This is a genomic window from Variovorax sp. GW821-FHT09D05, from assembly GCF_059416325.1.
This window is the reverse complement of record NZ_JBWKOZ010000007.1, coordinates 380,514-401,367: the sequence shown is the minus strand read 5'-3', so window position 1 is coordinate 401,367 and position 20,854 is coordinate 380,514. Positions and strand designations below refer to the sequence as shown.

Below are 20,854 nucleotides of genomic sequence, written 5' to 3'. Positions count from 1 at the left end.
TTCTTTCAGGCAGCCCCGCGAAACCTCAGCGACGCCTGCCGCACCACTTCGGCCAGCAGCCGCTCTTTGCCCTGCTTCTCGCGCAGCCAGCGCGCGTCGTTGCGGTTGGCTTCCACGCTGGTGCGCAGCTCGCCCAGCGCCTGCGTGGCGTTGAGCGCCTCGCTGTGCCATTCGAGCTGGGTCATCGTCATCAGGATGTGGTCGCGCAGCGGCATGTGCTGGCCGGTGGCCGGGTCCACGTACACCGCGTCCAGCCCGAAGCGGCAGGCCTGGAAGCGGTTGTAGGTGTAGACGAGGTAGTCGTCTTCCGTCGGCTCGAAGGGCTGCTCCTGCAGGAACCACGCTGCCAGCGACTGTACGTAGCCCGCGAGCGCGGCGGCGCGCTCGACGGTGAGCGGTGTGTCGAACACGCGGATCTCGATGGTGCCGAACTCGGGCTTGGGGCGGATGTCCCAGTAGAAGTCTTTCATGCTGCGCACGACGCCGGTGCGGGTCATGCGCTCGAAGTACGCCTCGAACTCCTTCCAGCTCAGCGTGAAGGGCGCGCGGCCCGACAGCGGAAACGCGAACACCGAGTTCAGCCGCGCCGAGTCGAACTGCGTGTCCTGCCCCTGCACGAAGGGCGAAGACGCCGACAGCGCAATGAAGTGCGGGATGTAGCGCGACATGCGGTGCAGCATCAGCAGCGCCGAATCGGCATCGGGGCAGCCGATGTGCACGTGCTGCCCGAAGATGGTGAACTGCTTGCTCAGGTAGCCGTACAGCTCCGACAGTTCGCGAAAGCGCGGTTTGTCATAGATGCGCCGCTCGTGCCATTGCTGGAAGGCGTGCGTGCCGCCGCCCACCACCGCGATGTTGAGCTTGTCGGCATTGCGGATCAGCGCCTCGCGAATGGGCGACAGCTGCGTGATCACGTCCTGCGCCGAGTGGCAGATGTCGGTCGAGATCTCGATCATGCTCGACGTCATCTCGGGCACCACGCTGCCGGGCAGCGGGGTCTGCGCCATCAGGCGCAGCATGTCCTCGGCGTACGGGGCCAGGTCGTAGTCGTGCGTGTTCACGAGCTGCAGCTCCAGCTCCACGCCGAGCGACAGCGCTTCCGACTTGTTGAAGGGTTCGAGCTTGACCGCGCGGCTCTCCGGGTCCGAAGGCAGCGGCGCCGAGCGCACGTCGTCGCTGTCCGGGTCGATAGGCGTGTTGTTGTGGTTGTTGGTTGCGGTGCTCATCGCTGCGTGTCCTCCGTGATGCTGAAGGCCTGGGGCATCCAGGGCACCGAGCTTTCGCCCACCGCGTGGATGGCCACCGTGGCGAGCATCGCGCCCACCACCTCCATCAACAGGATCGAGGGCAGGGCCACCTGCGTGATCATCGTGCCCAGCAGCGGCGATGCGGTGGCGAAATTGGAGGCAATGAGCAGCGCAATCGACGACAGCGGCGACATCGCGCAGCCGACCCAGAAGGCCTGCTTCCAGCTCGCGCCGCTGCCCGGGTTGGCAATGGCCACGCCCGAAATCTTGGCCAGCAGGCGCACGCCGATCACGGCCAGCACCACGCTGGCCACGGGTAATGTCCAGTCGGCCTGCGCCGCCACGATCGACACCAGCACGAACATCAGCATGGTCAGCAGCGAAGCCGCTGTGCCCAGCTGTCGCTGCCAGGCCCAGGGCTTGGGGTTGAGCGTCTTCAGCAGCACGCCGCCGATCAAAGCCGCCAGCGGCGCCGAGCCGCCGATGTGCGCGGTGAGCGCGGCGCCCGCCGCGATGATCGCCAGCAGCAGGATCGACGTGTTCTCGCTCGACGGGCTCATCACCCGCAGGGCCGAGCGCAGCGCCAGCGCCATGATCCCGCCGACCACGAACGACAGGCCCAGCACCACCGCCACCGGATACAGCTTCTGCAGCATCGTCTGCGGCGCGCGCTCGATCAGCCCGGCCTGCGCGTAGCCCAGTGCCAGTGCGTAGAAGGTGTTGAGCGTGGCCAGCGTCATCGCGCGTTCGGTCACGGGGCCGGCGGCGCGGGTGTCGATGATCACGCGGCTCAGCACCGCCGGCGAGGCGACGATGGCCATCAGCGCGATCGGGTTGGCCACCGGCTCGGGCAGGCCCAGCAGCGTGAGCACCCAGTACACGCCGAAGTAGGTCAGCGTGGCTTCGAGCAGGCTCTGCACCAGCACCATCGGGTTATGGCGGAACCAGCGCAGCGGCAGCCGCCCGCCGGCCTCGAACAGCACCACGGCCACGCCGAGTTCGAGCAGAAAGAGGCTGATGCCGCGCAGCGGCCAGATCGCGCCTTCGAAGCCGGCGAAGCCCACCACCGCGCCCACCAGCGAATAGCCGATGACCTTGGGAAACCCAAGATAGCGTTGCACCAGGTGGCCGGAAGCCGCCGCCGCCGCCAGCAGCAGCGACCACAGCACGGTGGGCAGGCCCGCCGAGGGGCGCACCCATTCGGACCAGAAGCCCAGCAGATCGTTGAGGAAGCTCGTCAAATTCATCCAGGCAGGAAAAAGCTCACCGGCCGGCTGCGCCAGCGGGCCCAGATCGCGCTGCGGATGCGGGCGCGGTCACCGAGGCTCACGCTGTGCGCGCGCAGCGCCAGGCGGAAAGCGAAGTAGAAACTCACGCTCACATTGAGCGCGCCAATGACCGGGATCGCCGCTACCGCACACCACAGCGCGGGCTGCTGCAGCACCCCGAGGCCGGTGGATGCCGCGGCTGCGGCGATCTGTCCGGCCGAGAGTGTCACGTGCCGCACATCAAGGCCAAGCCCGAAGAAACCCGCGAACGCGGGCAGCAGCCCGAGCATGAGTCCCAGCGAGATGTTGGAGGCGAAGCCTGAGATGTGTGTGCGCATGAAATCGGCCCAGCGGCGGGCCCGTGCGGCGCCGAGAAAAGCGCCGATGCGGGGGTTGTAACGCATGGCGGAGTCCATGCGATGCAGGACAAAGGCGTTTTCTGTCCATCCGGCGACGATGCTGGCCGAAAACAGCAGGATGCCGGTGATTGCCGCATAAAGCGCGGTCGGCCCCGCCAGCGAAAGCGATTTCAGCGTGGCCGCGGCATGCGCGGCGTCGAGCAACGGTCGTTCCAGCGCCAGCTGGGCCAGCAGCGCGATGCCCACCACCGCCGGCACCACCACCAGCACATTGCCCAGCACCGCCGCCACCTGCGAGCGCACGAGGTTCGCGACCTCGTCGACGAAATCGTTCACCGCGCCGTCCGAATCGATGTCGCGCAGCCGCGCCGCCATGGCCGGCGCCGTCATCGCGGGCTGCTTGGTGGCCAGCGTCAGGTGCAGCAGCTGGATCGCGACGAAGCTGGCCGCATACATCAGCCCCGCGCCCAGCCCGCTCCAGAAGGCCGACAGGCCCAGCGCGTAGATGCCGAACTTCAGCAGCACTGTGATGGCCGTGAGGGCGCCTCCGCCCGCGGCCTTCTTCACCATCTGCAGGTAGCTGGCGCGGTCGCGGGTGATGTAGTGCTCGCCGGTCTCGGCGCTGCGCTCGGTCACCTTGGCGGCCAGCATCGATGAGTTCGAAGCAATCAGCGCGCGGATGCTGTTGCGCTCGCCGCCCGCCAGCACCAGCCGCCCGACCAGCCGCGCCACGCTGGGCGCGGGGTTGGGCGCCATCAGGCAGTCGAGCAGCTCGCGGATGCGCAGCACCCGCTCGCGCAACTGGCGCAGCCGGAACACCAGGCCGACCGAGATGCCGTTGTCTTCCAGGTGCGTGTAGACCGAGGCGGCGCCGGCCCGGCAGGCGTCGAGCCGGTCGCGGAAGGCCAGGAAGGCAGCCTGCAGCGCCTCCTCGTCGCGGGGCTCGCCGGGCCGGTCGAACATCTGCTCGCGCAGTTCGTCGAGGTCGGCCATCAGCGAATGAAAAGGGCGCCCCTGGCCCAGCACCTCGGTGCTCATGCGCAGGCGCAGCTCCGGCGAGAAACCGGCCGCCACCACCTGGCTGCTGCAGTAGGTGACGGCATCCATCACCGTGTGGCGCCAGCGCGGCGCGCCGTCGTCGTCCAGCGCCGCATCGGCCAGCAGCGCGCCGATGCGGGTCAGCTGCGTTTCGTCGAGCAGAGCGATCCAGCCTGCGTCGAACACGCCGGGCAGCACCATGCGGAACAGGTCCGACGCATCGGTGGTCTCGGGCGTGCCGGGCAGGATCTTGCGGCGCAGCCGCTCGCCCAGCTCGCTGGCGAAGGCGGTGCGCGGCGCAAAGCCGTAGTCGGCCAGCAGCGTGGTCAGGTCGACCGCCTGCGTGAACACGCGCCACCAGGCGCGTAGCCGCTCGCGCAATTCGGGCCGCGCCTCGATGGCGTCGAGCAGCAGCTGCACGCGGCCAATTGCCGCCTGGGGCGAGGCGCGGTCGCCGCGCAGCCAGTCGAAGATATTGATGAGCCAGATGTGGCGCTGTGCCACGTCGGCTGTCGGGTCGAGGCCGGCAAGCAGCCCCTGCAAATCGCGCGATGCGGCAGCCATGGAACGATCTCGTCAAGCGCCGGGGAACGCCGCGGAACCGGCTTTGCCGGGCCGCAGGTGTTGCCCCCGGCGAGGGGGGTGGCGAAGCGACACGAAGTGCGCGAAGCCTGGGGGAGTACCTAGTGAAGCACGCGGGAGACGGGGGCTCCGCCCACGTCCGCTTCAAGCACGAACATCGGAATCGGCACGTCGAAGCGCTCGCCTTCTTCCGTCACCACGAAATAGCTGCCATGCATCGTCCCGCTGGGCGCCTGCAGGCGGCAGCCGCTCGTGTAGCGGAAGGATTCGCCGGGCGCCAGCAGCGGCTGCTGGCCAATCACGCCGAGGCCCTTGACCTCCTGCGCATGGCCCGAGGCATCGTTGATGAGCCAGTGGCGGGCGATCAGCTGGGCAGCCACCGTCCCCGTGTTGGTGACGGTGACCGTGTACGAGAAGGTGTAGATGTTGTCCTTGGCCGACGACTGTTCGGCCAGGTAGCGCGGTTCGACTTGCACGCTGAAGGGGCTGTGTGACATGGGCGCGATGGTAACTGCAGGCCCCCTCCCCCCGCGTCCGCCGGGCGATGTCAGATTGTGTTGCCCTTCGGCGTGCTCTCGGGCGCTGCGGCTGGAACGGTCTGGAACAGCAGGTCGCGCAGCGCCGCGGTGGCGGCCGTGTCCGGGTCCCGGTCCGAGGTGCCGACCAGCACGATGCGCCAGACCTGGGTGCCGCTCTTCAGCAGCGTGGCGTCCACGTGCCGCGAGGCGTCCGCGGTCATCGCACCCTTCATCTGCAGGCCCAGGCGGCCCTTGACGTTGATGGGGCGCGCGCGTGCGTCCAGCTCCATCGACGGGCGCACCGCCATCGCCCAGATCCGCTGGTACTCGTCCAGGCTCACCTGCTCCATGCCACCTTCCACGGCGAAGACCGCGACCACGGTGTCCGAGAAGAAGGTGTGAACCGCGTCGCCGGTGGTGTTGGACTGCTCCCGGTATTGCCACCCGCGCGGGATGCTCGCGCGCAGCTTCGTGACGGGGTTCGTCCACTCGAAGCCGGCGTAGAAGCGCATGCTTCTTTGCGCCTCGCGCTGGTTGATGAAGACCACGCCGGCCACGAGGCCCGCCAGTGCGGTCACGGCCAGGCCCGTGCGCAACACGCCGGTTCCGGCCGCCTGCACCAGGTAGCGCTTTGCGTCGTAGGTGGCGGGGCGGCCCTCCTTCACCTCGAAGAACTGGCGGCCCATGGTGAACAGCGTGACGAAGGGAATGCCCAGGCCGAGGCCGGACAGGTACATCCACGCCACGCGCCCCAGGTACTGCAGGAAGGTTGGCCGCCCGCCGTCGCGCAGCCTGACCCGCACGCCGAACAGCAGCTTGCCCAGCGTCGTGCCGAACAGGCCGAAGACGATGGCTTCGAAGACCAGCGCCACGGGCAGGAAGATGATCCCGAGCGTCGGCGTGGACGACGGGTTTTCCATCCACAGGCCGAAGGCCGGCCAGATGCGGCCCACCACCGCGGCCATGAAGAAGCCGGCGGGCAAGCACATCGTCCAGACGTCGAAGAGACGGGCGAAAAAGCGGCGCCACGGGCCGGCCGCCGGCAGGCCGGGGTCACGCCTTTGCGGTGCTGGTGCCTCCAGGGGGCCGTCGGACAGCCACGGTTCCGGGTCGGGGCCCGCGGACTGCGGCGCGGGCATCGGGTGGTCCGGGGCTGCTTGCTCGTCGGGCAAAGGCGGCGCCTCGCGCACGGCGGCGGGCCCGAAGTCCGGCAGCAGCACGGGCTCCATGCGCATGCCGGGCAGCATCAGTTCCTCGACCTGGTGCAGGGGCTTCCAGGCCAGCCGCCCCGGACGCCAGACCAGCGTCTGCGCGTCGATGACACCCGTGCGAATGCGTTCATGGATCTGCGCGACCGACAACGGACCCTGCCTGTCTTCGCCCCGTGCGTACCACCAGCCCTCGTCCATGGAAGCTCCCCCGTCTTGTAGTGCCGCCCTCTGCGGGCCACACAAATGTATCGGGAAGTACTCCTTGCTCCAAGGACAAGCGGGCGGGGCTGAAGCGACAATCGGGGGCATGAGCACCCCGTTTCGCATCGCGCCCTCCATCCTGTCCGCCGACTTCGCGCACCTCGGCAAAGAACTGACCGACGTGATTGCGGCCGGCGCCGACTGGATCCATTTCGACGTGATGGACAACCACTACGTACCGAACCTGACCTTCGGCCCGATGATCTGCCAGGCACTCAAGCCCTACGCCAAGACCGCCGACGGCACCCCGGTGCCCGTCGACGTGCACCTGATGATCCAGCCGGTCGACGCACTGGCGGCCTCTTTCGCGCAAGCGGGCGCCGACTACATCAGCTTCCACCCCGACGCCTCGCCCCACACGCACCGCAGCATCCAGGCCATCAAGGCGGCCGGCTGCAAGGCCGGGCTGGTGTTCAACCCGGGGCTGGGCCTGGAGGCGCTCGACTGGGCCATCGACGACATCGACCTGATCCTGATCATGAGCGTGAACCCCGGCTTCGGCGGCCAGAGCTTCATCGACTCTGCGCTGCGCAAGATCGAACTCGCGCGCAAGCGCATCGAGCAGAGCGGACGCGACATCCGCCTCGAGGTGGATGGCGGCATCAAGGCCGACAACATCGCGCGCGTGGCCTCGGCCGGCGCCGACACCTTCGTGGCGGGCAGCGCCATCTTCAACGCCAAGGACTACGGCGCCGTCATCACCGACATGCGCAAGCAGCTGGCGGGCGTCGTCAGCGCTTGATCTTCCCGCTCTTGTAGACGCGGTTGGCCTCCAGCCCGCGGTCGGTATCGACCAAACCGCGCTCCACGTCTTCATGGGCCTGGCGGCCCACCTCGGTCGGACGGCCGTCCGGCGTCTGCTGGCTGTCGGACGACTGGTCGTGCTCGTGCGGCAGGCGCGGCGCCGATTCGCCGCCTTGCTCCACCTTGGTCTTGCCGCCGCCGGCATCCTTTTGAGGATCGGCCGGCGCGGTCTTGCTCTTGCTGCTCTTGCTCATGCGGGGCTCCTTCAATGAAGAACGAGCCTGTGTCGCGATTGCCGCCGGGGCGGTAGGACATGCAAGGCAGCCCCTGTAGGCGGGCGTGGGCCGCCATGTTGCTATGAAATAAGTAGCGCCTTTGCGCGCAGGGAAGGGGCTCCGCAATAATCCCCGGATGTCCTCCGATCCCTCAGATCCATTTGCCGGCATTGCCACCGACAGCCTGCGCATCCACGCTTTCGCCTCGCTGAACCCCGGTCCCCGTTTGCTCGTGATGGGCGGCGTGCATGGCGACGAAGTCTCCGGCACCCTGGGCATCGAGCGCATCCTGGGCGAGTTCGAGGCTGGCACCCTGCAATTGCAGCGCGGCGAGCTGACCCTGGTGCCCGTCGCCAATCCGCTCGCACGGCGCCGACTGCAGCGCGAGGGCGAGCGCAACCTCAACCGCCTGTTCCGCCCGACCGAGGCACCGGCCGACTACGAAGCCCGCGTGACCAACGTGCTGGCGCCGCTGATCGCGCGCCACGAAGTGCTGCTCGACCTGCATTCCTTCCAGAGCGAGGGCGAGGCCTTCGCCATGATCGGCCCGCGCGACAACACCGGCACGCTGGAGCCCTTCGCCCGTTCGTATGAAGAGGGCCAGCTCGCGCTGCACATCGGCACGCCCATCGTGGTGGAGGGCTGGCTCGACATCTACGCCGCCGGCCTCGCGCAACGCGCGGGCGGCACGCCGGCCGACGAGGCCGCGCTCGACTTCGGCCGCGGCACCAACGAATACATCCGCAGCCGCGGCGGCTACGGCGTCACGCTCGAATGCGGCCAGCACCTGGACCCGCAGGCACCCGAGGTGGCGTGGCGCGCCATCCGACGCACGCTTGCGCTGCTGGGCATGGCGGCGCTGCCCGAAGGGCTGTCGGGTGCGCCGGTGCAGCCTCCCAAGCTGCTGCGCCTAGCCAGCGTGACCGACCGCCTGCACGAGGAAGACAGCTTCGTGCGCGACTGGGCCACCTTCGACGAAGTGCAGCGCGGCGAGCCCATCGGCATGCGTCACGACGGTACGCTGTTGAGCGCGCCCGAAGACGGCTTCATCGTGTTCCCCAACGCGATGGCGCTGCCCGGCGCCGAGTGGTTCTATTTCGCGCGCCCGAGCGAGCGCCGGCTCGGGCCGGTGGCCGGCGCGGCCTGACGAAGCCTGACGCCGCGCTCCTACATCGCCCGCACAGGGGCGGCGCACATTCCAAGACTGAAGGAGTGTGCCCATGCCAGTCTCGAAAAAAGCCCCCGCGCCGCGCGTCCTCTGGAAGGGCGCCATCAGCTTCGGCCTCGTCCACATCCCGGTGGCGCTCTATTCGGCCACCACCGACCACGGCATCGACTTCGACTGGCTCGACAAGCGGACCATGGACCCGGTCGGCTACAAGCGCATCAACAAGAAGACCGGCAAGGAGATCGCGCGCGAACAGATCGTGAAGGGCGTCGAATACGAGGACGGCGAGTACGTGGTGATCAGCGACAAGGAGATCGCGGCCGCCTACCCCAAGACCACGCAGACCATCGAGATCGAGACTTTCGTGCCGGCCAACGGCATTCCCTTCGTGTACCTGGAGCGGCCCTACTACGTGGCACCGATCAATCGCGGCGCCAAGGTGTATGCGCTGCTGCGCGAAACCCTGCAGCGCAGCGGGCGCGTGGGCGTGGCGCGCGTCGTCATCCAGACCAAGCAGCACCTCGCCGTGCTGGTGCCCGTCGGCCCTGGCCTCGTGCTGAACCTGTTGCGCTGGGGCGCCGATATCCGCCCGTGGACCGACCTGCCATTGCCCTCCGAAGACGCGAAGAAGGCAGGCCTGAGCGAGCGCGAACTCAAGATGGCGAAGCAACTGGTCGACGACATGAGCGCCGACTGGGATCCGAACGAATTCAAGGACGAGTTCAAGGACGAGATCCTTCGGTTGATCGACAAGAAGGTGAAGGCCGGCCAGACCGAGACCGTGACGCAGCCCGAGCCTGAAGAAGAGCAGTCCACCGAAGGCCGCGGCGCCAAGATCATCGACCTGACCGAGCTGCTGCAGCGCAGCCTGCGCGGCAAGGCGAAGGCTGCCGGCAAAGAAGAAGCTCCCCCACCCAAGGCCGCGGCGAAGAAGCGCAAGCCCGCCGCCAAGACAGCAGCGCGCAAGGCCCCGGTCCGACATCGCCGCGCCGCCTGAGGCCGGCCTGCCGCCATGGGCACCACCGCATCGACCGCGCGCAAGGCGCTGGCGCGCTACCACGGCAAGCGCGATTTCACCCGCACGCCCGAACCCAAGGCCGGCGGCAGGAATGGCAAGGGCGTGCTGTCCTTCGTCATCCAGAAGCACCACGCGAGCCATCTGCACTACGACTTCAGGCTCGAACTCGACGGCACGCTCAAGAGCTGGGCCGTGCCTAAAGGGCCGTGCCTCGACCCGACCGTGAAGCGCATGGCCGTGCACGTCGAAGACCATCCGATCTCTTACGCCGGCTTCGAGGGCACCATCCCGCCGAAGCAGTACGGCGCGGGCACCGTCATCGTCTGGGACCGCGGCGACTGGCTGCCCGACGGCGATGCGCGCAAGGCGCTCGCGGCCGGCAAGCTCAAGTTCGAGCTGCGCGGCGAGAAGCTGCACGGCCACTGGACGCTGGTGCGCATGCACGGCAAGGGCGACGAGAAGCACGAGCCCTGGTTGCTCATCAAGGAGCGCGACGGCGATGCGCGTGCGCTCGACGACTACGACGTGCTCGAAGAACAACCGGCCAGCGTGATCACCGGGCGCGGCGTGGACGAGGTAGACCAGCCGCCGAAGAAAGTCGCAACGAAGAAGGCGCCCGCAAAGAAAGCCGCACTTCCCGCCACCTTCCAGCCCCAGCTCGCCACTCTCGCGGCTTCGCCACCGCCGTCTCCCTACGACTGGCTCTACGAACTCAAGTTCGACGGCTACCGCCTGCTCGCGCGCATCGACAAGGGCAAGGCCCGCTGCTTCACCCGCAACGGCCATGACTGGACCGCGAAGCTGCCTGCGCTCGCCAAGGCCCTCGCGAAGCTGCCTACCGACTCGGCCTGGCTCGACGGCGAGATCACCGTCGACGGCGAAAACGGCGCACCCGACTTCCAGGCGCTGCAGAACGCCTTCGACAGCGGTGCGACATCGTCCATCGTCTACTGGCTGTTCGACGCGCCTTTTCTCGACGGCGAAGATCTGCGTGACATGCCGGTCGAAGAGCGCCGCGCACGGCTCGCGCAGCTGCTCGGCAAGAAGCCGCCCGCGCTGCTGCGCCTGAGCGAAACCTTCGACGCCTCGCCGCGCGACTTGCTCGCGTCGTCGGCGCGCATCGGCTTCGAGGGCATCGTCGGCAAGCGCAAGGGCTCGCCGTATGTGTCGCGCCGCTCGCCCGACTGGATCAAGCTCAAGAACCAGCAGCGCCAGGAATTCGTGATCGGCGGCTACACCACGCCCAAGGGCACGCGCTCGGGCTTCGGCTCATTGCTGCTCGGCGTGCACGACGAGGCCACCGGGCGCCTTCGCTACTGCGGCAACGTCGGCACTGGCTTCGACGCCGATCGCCTCGCCGACATCAAGGCGAAGCTGGGCAGGCTGGCCACCGAAGACTGCCCGTTCACCCCCACGCCGCGCGGCATCAAGGCGCAGTGGGTCAAGCCATCACTCGTGGCCGAAGTCTCGTTCGGCGAATGGACGCGCGAAGACCGCGTGCGCCAGGCCGTCTTTCGAGGCCTGCGCGCCGACAAGCCCGCGCGCGACATCCGCCGCGAGCGGCCGGAGGAAGAAAAGAGAAAGAGCACCCCCATGTCCCAGAAGATCACCCACGCCGACCGCGTGATCGACAAGCACAGCGGCATCACCAAGGGCGAGCTCGCGGCCTACTACGACGGCGTGGCCAAGCTCATGCTGCAGCACCTGCGCGGCCGGCCGGTGTCGCTGGTGCGCGCGCCCGAGGGCGTGGGCGGCGAGCTGTTCTTCCAGAAGCACGTGCAGAACCGCGAGATTCCCGGCGTGCGCCTGCTCGATCCCGCGCTCGACCCGGGCCACGAACCGCTGCTGCAGATCGACACGAAGCAGGGCCTGCTCGGCGCCGCGCAGATGAACGTCATCGAGCTGCACACCTGGAACGCCACCTCGCGCGCCATCGGCAAGCCCGACCGCATGACCTTCGACCTCGACCCCGGCGAAGGCGTGGCATGGCCGCAGATACAGGAAGCCGCGATGCTGGTGCGCACGCTGCTAGACGAGCTGAGCCTGCCCTCGTTCCTGAAGACCAGCGGCGGCAAGGGGCTGCACGTGGTCGTGCCGATCCGGCGCCAGTACGACTGGGATGCCGTCAAGGGCTTCTCGCAGGCCGTGGTGGCGCATCTGGCGCAGACCATTCCGGCGCGCTTCGTCGCCAAGAGCGGGCCGCGCAACCGCGTGGGCAAGGTCTTCGTCGACTACCTGCGTAACGGCTTCGGCGCGACCACCGTCAGCGCGTGGTCGGCGCGTTCGCGCCCGGGGCTGGGCGTGTCGGTGCCGCTTGCGTGGGAAGAGTTGCCCGAGCTCACAAGTGCTTCGCAGTGGACCGTCGCCAATGCGGCGCAGCGCTTCGACATCGGCAACAAGCCCTGGGCCGCGATGGAGCGCAACCGCAAGGGGCTTGCTGCGGCGATGAAGCTGCTCGGCTACAAGCTGGAGTGATGCCCGCCGCCAGTCGAGAGTTGCGCGCGAAACTGCGAACCAGCCTCATCGAGGCCGTGCCAGCGTCGCCGCGAGCTCCCACAACGAACCCATCTGCCCCGAATGAAAGAGCAAAGGCGGCGTGTCGGTCCGCGAGAAGCGATCGACCCGGCCGAGGATGATCGTGTGATCGCCTTCCTGGTGGCGTGAATAGGTCGAGCACTCGAAGGTTGCCACGCTCTCGACAAGCCTTGGGCATTCGTTGGGTCCAACTTCGAATGCTCCGGCGTAGCGCTCGAACTTGTCCGCCGCGGGCTTGGCGAAATGCCAGGCCAGGTCGCGCTGTTCCGCGGTCAGCACGCTGAGGTTGAACGGCCGCGCCGCAAGGAATGCGTCGGCGCTGCGCGTGTCGTCGCGGATGCTCCACAGGATCAAGGGTGGATCCAGCGACACCGAGGCGAACGAGTTGATCGTCATGCCCTCGCGCTTGCCTTCAGGTGTCGTGGTCGTCACGAGGCACACCCCCGTGGGAAAGGCGCCAAGCGCCTGTCGCAGCTGGCGGGCATCGACCGTGTCGGCCGCGTCGCCCGTGATGAGAGCCCAGGAGTACATGGCCGATACCCCGATCAGTACTGGCCCTTCGGCTCGAGGCCGAGCAGGTATTGCCCCACCATCGAAGAAACTGCATCCCAGTTGAGGCTGATGTGGCGCGAGATGGCGTTCGTGTCCCGCCACATGCGCTGGATCGGCTGGTCGAGTGCCAGGCCTGCGCCTCCTACGCTGGCGAACACGGCTTCCACGGCATCGCGCGAGAGACGTGCGGCGAAGGCGTGGTCGCGCCGGTTGCGAATCCGTTGCTGGATGCTGATGACATGGCCATCGGCTGCCATCTGCTCTACCTGCGCGGTGTCGCGATAAAGGAGAAGCCGCGCTGCATCGACGCTCGCCGACGCTTCAGCCAGGCGAGACTGCACCGGGAAGAACTCGCTCAGCCTGCTTCCGCCTCCCGCAACAGCCCCTCGCGTGACGCGCGAGCCGGCCAGCCCGATCAGTTCGTCCACCGCGCCTTGGGCCGTGCCGATGATCGGCGACACGAGGCATACCGGCACCGCCGACAGAAAGGGGATGCGGTAGATCGGGTTCGTGTTGACGGCGGCGCCGGGAGGGTTGTTGGAGGAAGCCTGCGCAAACGTCAGCTTGCGGTGCCCCGGAATGAATGTCGGCTTGTCGATGACGATCGCCTTGGATCCCGTTCCGGCCTGGCCCGCCACGTGCCAGTTGTCCTCGATCGACCAATCCGATCGGGGTGCGAGCAGAAAGCCGGCCGTTGGCGCAGCGCCCTTTTCTTCCGGCGGAAACTGAACGCCCAGCAGTGCCCACTGGGAGTTGTCCACGTTGGACGCGAAAAGCCATTTGCCATGCACGAGGTAGCCGCCGTCGACCTTCTCGGCCATCGTCGCCGGTGCATACGAGCCGCACACGATTGCGCCGGGGTCCTCGCGCCAGACGTCGTCCTGCGCCTGCTCGGGGAAGGTCGCGACCAGCCATTGATGGATGGCGCCCAGCGAGCAGCCCCACGCCGACGAGGTGCAGCCTCTTGCCAGTTCGCTGACCACGTCGATGAAGGCGGTAAAGCCGTACTCGAACCCGCCGTAGCGCGCCGGCTGCATCAGCTTGAAGAAGCCCGCGTCATGGAACGCACGCGTCGTCTCTTCCGAAACGCGGCGATCCTGTTCGGTGCGTTGAGCCCGGGCGCGCAGCACCGGCACCAATTCGCTTGCGGATGCAACTATTTTTTCGATCGAAGGGGCGCCCATCACAGGCGACTTTCGGCCTGGCGCAGGGATATCGACGTGATTGAGTTGAGCGAGCGGGTTCGTTGCGGCATCAGTCATGGGTGTCTCCAAAGGATGTGTGGCTCTGCAATCAGAGGGCTCAATTGAAGCGAATAACATTTGCAAATGCAATCAATATTGGCTTGGGGTTTACGCTATATCGGTGATGTTTTTCGCTTGTAAGATGGCCTATGACCAAGAGAAAGCTGGCAGTGGCCACCCCCGTAAAGCAGCGCAAGGCAAGCCCCGAAGCGCTCCCGGAATTGATTGCAGAAGCAGATAAATCTGTGAATCACGATCTGGAACGGGCAATCCCTTACTTGCTTGCACGTGCGGGAACCCGAATGGGCCAGTCGTTCAGCAGGGAGCTCAAGCAGTTCAACCTTTCGCTGACCGAGTGGCGGATCTGCGTCGCGCTGCACCATCAGCCACATCAGCGCCTCTCCGACCTGGCGTTGCACACATCGACCGAGCCTTCCACGCTCTCGCGAACTGTCGACGGCCTGCTTCAACGCGGTGTGGTGGTGCGCGATCGATCCGACGAGGATGCGCGGGCCCTTGCGCTCGCACTGACCGAGGCAGGGCGCGACCTCGCGTTGCGGATCATTCCGCTGGCCCAGTTGTACGAGCGGGTGTCGCTGTCAGGACTGAGCTTCGCGCAGGCCGAGTCGCTTCGGGACATGCTCCGGATGGTCTACGACAACCTGGCCGTGCTGGACAACGAATGACGGCTCGATAAACGGCCGGAGACGACGCGGTGAACATCAACTCCATTGATCTGAATCTCTTCCTGGTCTTTCAGGCGATCTACGCCACGCGCAGCGTGACGCTCGCGGGTGATCGGCTCGGCATGACGCAGTCGGCGGTGAGCAACGCCCTCAAGCGCATGCGCGAGCGTTTCAGCGACACGCTGTTCGTGCGCTCGGCGGACGGGATGGTCCCCACGCCCGTCGCCGAACGCCTCATCGCCCCGATCGAGGAGGGAATCGCCTGCCTGGTGCAGGCGGTCGATCAAGGCAGAACCTTCGATGCGCAGACATCGGGCCGCACGTTCAGGATTGCCGTCAACGACATCGGGCAACTGGTCATGATGCCCGAGCTGCTCATGGTCGCTCGCGCTGCTGCACCCGGGGTTCGCTTCGAAACAGTGGACGTCTCCATGGCCGACGCCCGGCAGCGGATGCTCCATGGACAGATCGACATAGCGCTCGGCAGCTGGGAGCCGATGGGGCCGTCGTTCTACCAGCAGCGACTGTTCGACGAATCATTCGTCGTGCTGATGTCGAAGACCTCGCCGTTGGGCACACCCGCAAGCATCGAACTCGACGACTACCTCGCGGCGGAACACATTGCGTACCGGCCTCAGGGAACGACCGACTCGCAATTGCAGCAGACCCTGGATCGGGCGGGTGCGCTCGATCGCCGGCGGGTCGTCCTTACGGCCGCTCACTCGCTGGGCCTGTCGTCGATCGTCGCCGCATCGGGCCTGCTGCTGACTGCGCCGGCCCGTCTCGCCAGGGCGATGGTGGCTTCACGCGCGGATCTGCATATCGTCGATGCGCCGTTCGAGGTCACGCCATTCGAAATACGGCAGCAGTGGCACGAGCGATTTCATCAGGACAGCGGAAATCGCTGGCTGCGCGAACTGATATTCGGCCTCTTCCATGAGCGATCACGCCGCGATCCACAGGTGTAGACGTCGTACGGTGCGCCTGGATTGGCCTGCCGTCGCGGTGCCGGAAATGGCGTTGACGGACCCTAGTCGTTCCTGGAGTCGTTCAACACGAAGTCGTATTCGAGCGTGTAGAAAGGAACGTCCATGCAGGTGCCATCCGGCGCGACGCCGGGCTCATTGCGTTTCCACTCGGCGATGAGCGAGCTGCGCACGCCGAATACCGCGTCGGAGTCGAGATAGCGACCTTCTGCGCGAAACACATGGGTGATGAGCGTCTCGTACCCCGGCGCCCGGATCATGAAGTGCAGGTGTGCCGGACGCCACGGGTGGCGGCCGAGCTCTTCCAGCAGTTGCCCCACCGGGCCGTCGTGAGGAATCGGATAAGGAACGGCCACGACAGATCTGAACCGGTAGCTGCCGTCCCCGAGGCTGCTCAGATGGCCTCGACCTTGCGCATGCTCCAGCTCCGGACGCTGAACGTCGTACCAGCCTTCGTCGTCGGACTGCCAGACGTCGATGCGCGCATCTGCAATCGGCTCGCCGTCGATCCCGCGGACCGTTCCGCCAACGAAGCAGGGTTCACCGCTCGCGCCATTGGCGATGTCGTCGCCGTTCCTGTACGCCGGCGAGTCGGGTACGTAGAAGGGACCGAAGACCGTCGCCTCGGTGCATCCGGCAGGGCGCCGGTTGCACTGTGCGGTGACGAGCGTCGAAAGCCCCAGCACATCGGACAGCAGGATGAACTCCTGCCTCTTGTCGTCGGTGATGCTTCCGGCGCGCGTGAGGAAGTCGATGCCATGGGACCACTCGGCTTCGGTGAGCTGCACCTCGCGCGCGAAGTCGTGAAGGTGGCGCACCAGGCTGTCCATCACGGTCTTCAGGCGCGCATTGGAAGTTGCACCGTGCGCTTTCCGGACTGCGCTGGTGATGGTCCATTCGTCGATGTCGATCATTAGGTCCCGTGCCTGCCCGGGTGAATCAGGACTGCTTCAGCTTGAACAGCGACAGCGCGTTCGTCCGGCCGATCTTCGTCCGATCGGCCTCGCTGATGCTCGCGTCGTTGAACCAGTTCGAAGCGTGATCCACGTTCTCGAAAGGCCAGTCGGTCGAGAACAGGATCCGGTCCGACCCGATTTCCAGCATCGCATCGATCAGCGTCTGGGTGCGGAAGTTGCCGGAGGTCGTGAGATAGAAGTTTTCCTGGAAGTATTCGCACAGCTTGCGCTTGGCCGGATAGCCCTTGGGCGCCTTGACCCAGGCATTGCGGTGGTCGACTCTCCACATGTTGTAGGGCAGGCCTTCGCCCAGATGGCCGAGGATGATCTTGAGACCGGGATGGCGATCGAAGAGGCCGCTGGCCATGAGGCGCAGGGCGTGGACGGCGGTTTCCTGTGCAAAGGCCCACGTAGGGCCGAGCAGCCACGGGTGGCCTTCGTAGATCTGCGCTCCGCTCGCGAGCGGGTTGCGCGGATGCAGGTAGAACGGCGCGTCGAGCCGCTGCGCCGCCTCCCAGAAAGGGGCGTACTGCGGCGCGTCATAGTAGGTGGCGTTGTCGGTCGTGCCGATCTGCGAGAAGCCGTTGACCAGGGCGCCGCGGAAACCCAGCTCGGTCATGCACCGCTCGAGTTCCTGGGTGGCCCTTTCGGGGTCCTGCATGGGCAGGGCTGCGAACGCCTGGAAGCGGTCGGGCCGTCGCGCCACCTGCTCCGCCAGAAAATCGTTCGCGCGGATCGCGAGCTCGCAGGCTTTCTTCGGATCGGGCACCGCCTGCACGGCAGGTGCATTCAGCGAGAGGATCATCATTTCCATGCCGTGCTCATCCATCTGGCGCAAGCGCCCTTCGTGAATGTCTAGGAGGCGGCTGCTGAGCTCCCGCCAGTAGTCTCCCGGCACGAAGCCGGCTGAATCCTGAAGCGTCTCGGGAATCGCAAAGTGTTCCTCGAGGCCGATCTTGCCTTGCATGACCATCTCCTTTGTGCGCGCGGGCTCTGCCGTTGCTTGGGTTCCTGGCAGCGCCACGTTGGCGTTCGCCTGGCTGCTGAATCTATGCAGGCGCCGGGATGTGGTCCAACGAATATCGGTGATAGCGCGCATTCGCCAGGCGCATGAAAGAGCGGGCAGGGCACCGCGACAGTCCGATCCATGGGTAGACCCTCCCCAGAATTTCCAGGATTGATAGGGAACATCCGAAAAATGCGTTGGACCCGCCACTGCGAGGCGACCATCATTCAGCCCGTCGCGGAACAACCCTCGCCGTGAGATCTATTCAGTCGGAGACAAGAGCCATGCGCCAAATCGATCTTCACAAGCTGGCCGACGACGCCCGTTTCAACCGCTTTCACGGGCGCGTGCTTTTCTGGTGCGCGCTGATCATCGTGTTCGACGGCTACGACCTGTCGGTCGTCGGCATTGCGCTGCCTTCGATCATGGCGAAGATGGGCGTCGATGCGACCAACGCCGGATTCATGGTGAGCTCGGCGCTCTTCGGAATGATGTTCGGGGCCATCTTCCTCGGGACCATTGCCGACAAGATAGGCCGTCGCTGGGCGATCGCCATCTGCATTGGGCTGTTCAGCGTTTTCACGGCCGCAGCCGGCCTCGCCGACGACCCTTTCACCTTCGGTGCAATGCGCTTCCTCGCCGGGCTCGGCATCGGAGGCGTGATGCCGAATGTGGTCGCGCAGATGACCGAGTACTCACCCAGGAAGATTCGCGCGACCCTGGTCACCCTGATGTTCAGTGGCTATGCAGTTGGCGGAATCATTGCAGCGCTTCTGGGCAAGGGGCTCATCGAAACCTACGGCTGGCAATCGGTGTTTTTCGCGGCGGGCCTGCCGGTCCTCCTGATTCCCGTCATCCTGAAGTCGGTTCCGGAATCGATGCCATTCCTGCTCGCCAAGGGCCGCAGCGACGAGCTGAAGGAAATAGCCTCCAGGCTCGATCCCGGCTATCGGCCGCAGGCGACGGACCGATTCGTCGTGCCGGCGCAAGACAAGGCCGACAGCGCGCCGATCAGGCACCTTTTTCGCGAAGGCCGCGGCTTCAGCACCGTGATGTTCTGGATTGCGTTCTTCATGTGCCTGTTCATGGTTTTTGCGCTGAGTTCGTGGCTGACGAAGCTCATGGCCAGCGCCGGCTACAGCCTGGGCTCGGCGCTGACGTTCGTGCTGGTGCTGAACGCGGGAGCCATGGTTGGCGCAATCGGCGGCGGCTGGCTCGCCGACAGGTTCCACATCAAGTACGTGCTCGCGGCAATGTATGCGCTTGCCGCGGTCTCGCTGACGCTGCTTGGGTTCAAGATGCCGACGCCTGCGTTGTTCGTCCTTGTCGGACTGGCTGGTGCTTCGACGATCGGCACGCAGATCGTCGCCAACGCCTATACCGGGCAGTTCTATCCGATGGCGTTCCGCTCTACCGGTCTCGGGTGGGCATTGGGTGTGGGCCGCAGCGGTGCGATCCTCGCGCCGATCCTGATCGGCGTGCTTGTCGGCATGAGCCTGCCGCTGCACCAGAACTTCATTGCGATCGCCATTCCGGCTGTCATCGGCATGATTGCCGTGCTGTTCATCAATCACGATCGGTCTGCGTCGATGCAGCACGCCAACGCGAGTTCCGAATTGAACCAGGCTCCCGCGAGCATGCCGGCAGTGCGGGGAAGTTGAGCTTGCCAGGCCAGCCGTCCACAGGCGCACGATCCGGATGGTGCTGTTCGGGTGCGCGTCAGCCTGCGTCCACCAGCTCCCAGTGATTCGCCAGGTGCATGAGGTGAGCGCGCGTGTACTCGGATTTGCCCAGTGCGCCGTAGGCGAAGTGCGGTGCGAGTACCCCGCTGTGTCGTTCGAAACGATTCAATGCGTCCATCAGGTGCTCCACCGCAGCGTTCAACGGCTGGCCTGAAGCGATCGTGGGCGCGCCGGGTATCGGCTCTTCCAATCCATGGCTCATCTTGCCGCGCGCCGAGAACACTGCAAATGCCATGGCACCCAACGAGGCGCGAAACCAGGCAGGCTTCAGCTGTGGAAAGCCATCCAGGGAATATTCGATGCTTTGCGCCGCGTGGTGCAGCACATGGGCGAGATCCCAGCCTGAGCGGGTATGCAGCGGTGCCTCGCGAAGGCGCTCGAGCGTGCGCATGGTGTGAGAAAGGTCGGTATTCATGTGGAGCCGGATGCTATGCATCGGGTCGCACCGAGACTGTCAAATTTTTGACGATCTCTGATTTCGGTTTCCCGCGCCACGGTTTGCAGAGTCCGGCCTGGCCCCGATCGATTCGTGCTGCACGCGCCGCAGGTTGATGCTCACTGCAGCACTTCCTCGGTAGTCACCTCGAAGCGCTGCAGCGTGTTCGCGCCGAACACCATCGTGATCGGCACGTCCGCCGCGTCGCGCCCGCGCGCGATCACCACTCGGCCGATGCGCGGCGTGTTGTGCCGCGCGTCGAAGGTGTGCCAGCGGTTGCCCAGGTACACCTCGAACCACGCGCTGAAGTCCATCGGAAAGCGCACCGGCGGAATGCCGATGTCGCCGAGGTAGCCCGTGACGTAGCGCGCCGGTATGTTCATGCAGCGGCACAGCGTGATTGCAAGGTGCGCGAAGTCGCGGCACACGCCCGTGCGCTCGCGAAAACCCTCCAAAGCGGTGCGCGTGGCCCGTGCGTTCTGGTAGTCGAAGCGCAGATGCCGGTGCACGAAGTCGCAGATTGCCTGCACGCGCGACCAGCCCGGTGCCACGTTCGAGAAGTTGGCCCAGGCGAACTGCAGCAGTTCGCCGTCGACCTCGCAATAGCGGCTCGGCAGCACGAAAGGCAGCGTCTCCACCGGCAGGTCGGCCGCCGCATGCTCGCTGGCGCTGAAGTCCACCGGGTCGGGCCAGCCTGTGTCGAACACCACCGCGTGGTTGCGCAAACGCACGCTGCTCACCCCGACAGGAACGTGCACGCGCGCGCAGCTGTTGCCGAAGCTGTCCTGGTAGTGGTCGGTGGCCATCGGCGGGCTGAGGGTGATGTTCTCGCCGCCTTGCAGGTCCTGGGCACGCGACGGGTGCACCTGCAGCATGTAGATCACCGCCGTGGGGGCGGTGACGCCGAGTTCGATGTCGAAGCCGATCCTGATCTGCATGGGGTTCTTTCTTCCCTGAGGGGATCCGGGCGGTGCGGCCGGTGCGCGAGGCAGTGCGATGAAAGACAAGCACGATCAGTGCCG

The 20,854-nt window shown here is 66.3% G+C and carries 19 protein-coding genes; 7 read left to right on the top strand and 12 right to left on the bottom strand.

What is annotated here, in order from left to right:
• Positions 1 to 5 precede the first annotated feature (5 nt).
• From AC07O3_RS21080 to AC07O3_RS21060, 5 genes are all read right to left on the bottom strand, one after another.
• A complete protein-coding gene (locus AC07O3_RS21080) occupies positions 6 to 1,226 on the bottom strand; it encodes a YbdK family carboxylate-amine ligase (protein WP_495340262.1) in 1,221 nt (406 codons plus the stop codon).
• Positions 1,223 to 2,494, bottom strand: coding sequence for a cation:proton antiporter (locus AC07O3_RS21075; protein ID WP_093077040.1), 1,272 nt, complete (start codon positions 2,492 to 2,494; stop codon positions 1,223 to 1,225). Before AC07O3_RS21075 ends, AC07O3_RS21080 begins: the two co-directional genes overlap by 4 nt.
• Complete coding sequence (tlpB, locus tag AC07O3_RS21070) at positions 2,491 to 4,476, bottom strand: transporter-like protein TlpB (RefSeq protein ID WP_495340261.1); 1,986 nt, start codon at positions 4,474 to 4,476, stop codon at positions 2,491 to 2,493. Before tlpB ends, AC07O3_RS21075 begins: the two co-directional genes overlap by 4 nt.
• Positions 4,477 to 4,595: 119 nt before the next feature.
• The gene (gene apaG, locus AC07O3_RS21065) at positions 4,596 to 4,991 is read right to left on the bottom strand and encodes a Co2+/Mg2+ efflux facilitator ApaG/CorD (RefSeq protein WP_093054165.1); all 396 of its coding nucleotides are present in this window, start codon (positions 4,989 to 4,991) and stop codon (positions 4,596 to 4,598) included.
• Between the two features lie 50 nt (positions 4,992 to 5,041).
• Positions 5,042 to 6,421 (bottom strand): GYF domain-containing protein, encoded by a 1,380-nt coding sequence (locus AC07O3_RS21060; RefSeq protein WP_495340260.1) that lies wholly within the window; start codon positions 6,419 to 6,421, stop codon positions 5,042 to 5,044.
• Between the two features lie 109 nt (positions 6,422 to 6,530).
• Between AC07O3_RS21060 and rpe the strand changes: the two genes are divergently transcribed.
• Positions 6,531 to 7,226 (top strand): ribulose-phosphate 3-epimerase, encoded by a 696-nt coding sequence (rpe, locus tag AC07O3_RS21055; RefSeq protein WP_093054169.1) that lies wholly within the window; start codon positions 6,531 to 6,533, stop codon positions 7,224 to 7,226.
• Here the strand turns inward: rpe and AC07O3_RS21050 are convergent.
• Positions 7,216 to 7,482, bottom strand: a complete 267-nt coding sequence (locus AC07O3_RS21050; RefSeq protein WP_093077045.1) for a hypothetical protein — start codon at positions 7,480 to 7,482, stop codon at positions 7,216 to 7,218. The genes rpe and AC07O3_RS21050 overlap by 11 nt on opposite strands.
• Before the next feature lie 157 nt (positions 7,483 to 7,639).
• On the opposite strand from AC07O3_RS21050, the gene AC07O3_RS21045 reads away from it, so the two are divergent.
• The 3 genes from AC07O3_RS21045 to ligD all read left to right on the top strand — a co-directional run bounded on the left by AC07O3_RS21045 (position 7,640) and on the right by ligD (position 12,164).
• Complete coding sequence (locus AC07O3_RS21045; protein WP_495340259.1) at positions 7,640 to 8,650, top strand: succinylglutamate desuccinylase/aspartoacylase family protein; 1,011 nt, start codon at positions 7,640 to 7,642, stop codon at positions 8,648 to 8,650.
• A 73-nt stretch (positions 8,651 to 8,723) separates the two neighbouring features.
• Positions 8,724 to 9,668, top strand: coding sequence for a non-homologous end joining protein Ku (ku, locus tag AC07O3_RS21040; protein ID WP_495340258.1), 945 nt, complete (start codon positions 8,724 to 8,726; stop codon positions 9,666 to 9,668).
• 15 nt (positions 9,669 to 9,683) lie between these two features.
• Positions 9,684 to 12,164 carry a DNA ligase D gene (ligD, locus tag AC07O3_RS21035; RefSeq protein WP_495340257.1) on the top strand — a complete coding sequence of 827 codons (2,481 nt, stop codon included), beginning with the start codon at positions 9,684 to 9,686 and terminating at the stop codon, positions 12,162 to 12,164.
• A 45-nt stretch (positions 12,165 to 12,209) separates the two neighbouring features.
• Here the strand turns inward: ligD and AC07O3_RS21030 are convergent, their stop codons facing one another.
• Together AC07O3_RS21030 and AC07O3_RS21025 are read right to left on the bottom strand one after the other, a co-directional pair.
• Positions 12,210 to 12,755 (bottom strand): flavin reductase family protein, encoded by a 546-nt coding sequence (locus AC07O3_RS21030; protein ID WP_093054179.1) that lies wholly within the window; start codon positions 12,753 to 12,755, stop codon positions 12,210 to 12,212.
• Between the two features lie 14 nt (positions 12,756 to 12,769).
• Complete coding sequence (locus tag AC07O3_RS21025) at positions 12,770 to 14,038, bottom strand: acyl-CoA dehydrogenase family protein (protein WP_093054181.1); 1,269 nt, start codon at positions 14,036 to 14,038, stop codon at positions 12,770 to 12,772.
• A 131-nt stretch (positions 14,039 to 14,169) separates the two neighbouring features.
• On the opposite strand from AC07O3_RS21025, the gene AC07O3_RS21020 reads away from it, so the two are divergent.
• On the top strand, positions 14,170 to 14,706 hold the full coding sequence (locus AC07O3_RS21020) for a MarR family winged helix-turn-helix transcriptional regulator (RefSeq protein ID WP_495340256.1): 537 nt from the start codon (positions 14,170 to 14,172) through the stop codon (positions 14,704 to 14,706).
• A gap of 29 nt (positions 14,707 to 14,735) precedes the next feature.
• Positions 14,736 to 15,674 carry a LysR family transcriptional regulator gene (locus AC07O3_RS21015; protein ID WP_093175101.1) on the top strand — a complete coding sequence of 313 codons (939 nt, stop codon included), beginning with the start codon at positions 14,736 to 14,738 and terminating at the stop codon, positions 15,672 to 15,674.
• Positions 15,675 to 15,736: 62 nt separating this feature from the next.
• On the opposite strand, the gene AC07O3_RS21010 is transcribed toward AC07O3_RS21015, so the two are convergent.
• Complete coding sequence (locus tag AC07O3_RS21010) at positions 15,737 to 16,606, bottom strand: intradiol ring-cleavage dioxygenase (protein ID WP_495340255.1); 870 nt, start codon at positions 16,604 to 16,606, stop codon at positions 15,737 to 15,739.
• Positions 16,607 to 16,631: 25 nt separating this feature from the next.
• Positions 16,632 to 17,615, bottom strand: coding sequence for an amidohydrolase family protein (locus AC07O3_RS21005; RefSeq protein WP_093054282.1), 984 nt, complete (start codon positions 17,613 to 17,615; stop codon positions 16,632 to 16,634).
• A gap of 323 nt (positions 17,616 to 17,938) precedes the next feature.
• Here AC07O3_RS21005 and AC07O3_RS21000 point away from each other — a divergent pair, with 323 nt between their 5' ends.
• Positions 17,939 to 19,315 (top strand): MFS transporter, encoded by a 1,377-nt coding sequence (locus AC07O3_RS21000; RefSeq protein ID WP_093175093.1) that lies wholly within the window; start codon positions 17,939 to 17,941, stop codon positions 19,313 to 19,315.
• A 58-nt stretch (positions 19,316 to 19,373) separates the two neighbouring features.
• On the opposite strand, the gene AC07O3_RS20995 is transcribed toward AC07O3_RS21000, so the two are convergent.
• Both AC07O3_RS20995 and AC07O3_RS20990 read right to left on the bottom strand, forming a co-directional pair.
• On the bottom strand, positions 19,374 to 19,811 hold the full coding sequence (locus AC07O3_RS20995) for a DUF1569 domain-containing protein (RefSeq protein ID WP_177142329.1): 438 nt from the start codon (positions 19,809 to 19,811) through the stop codon (positions 19,374 to 19,376).
• A 140-nt stretch (positions 19,812 to 19,951) separates the two neighbouring features.
• A complete protein-coding gene (locus tag AC07O3_RS20990) occupies positions 19,952 to 20,770 on the bottom strand; it encodes a transglutaminase-like domain-containing protein (protein WP_093077051.1) in 819 nt (272 codons plus the stop codon).
• Positions 20,771 to 20,854: the final 84 nt, after the last annotated feature.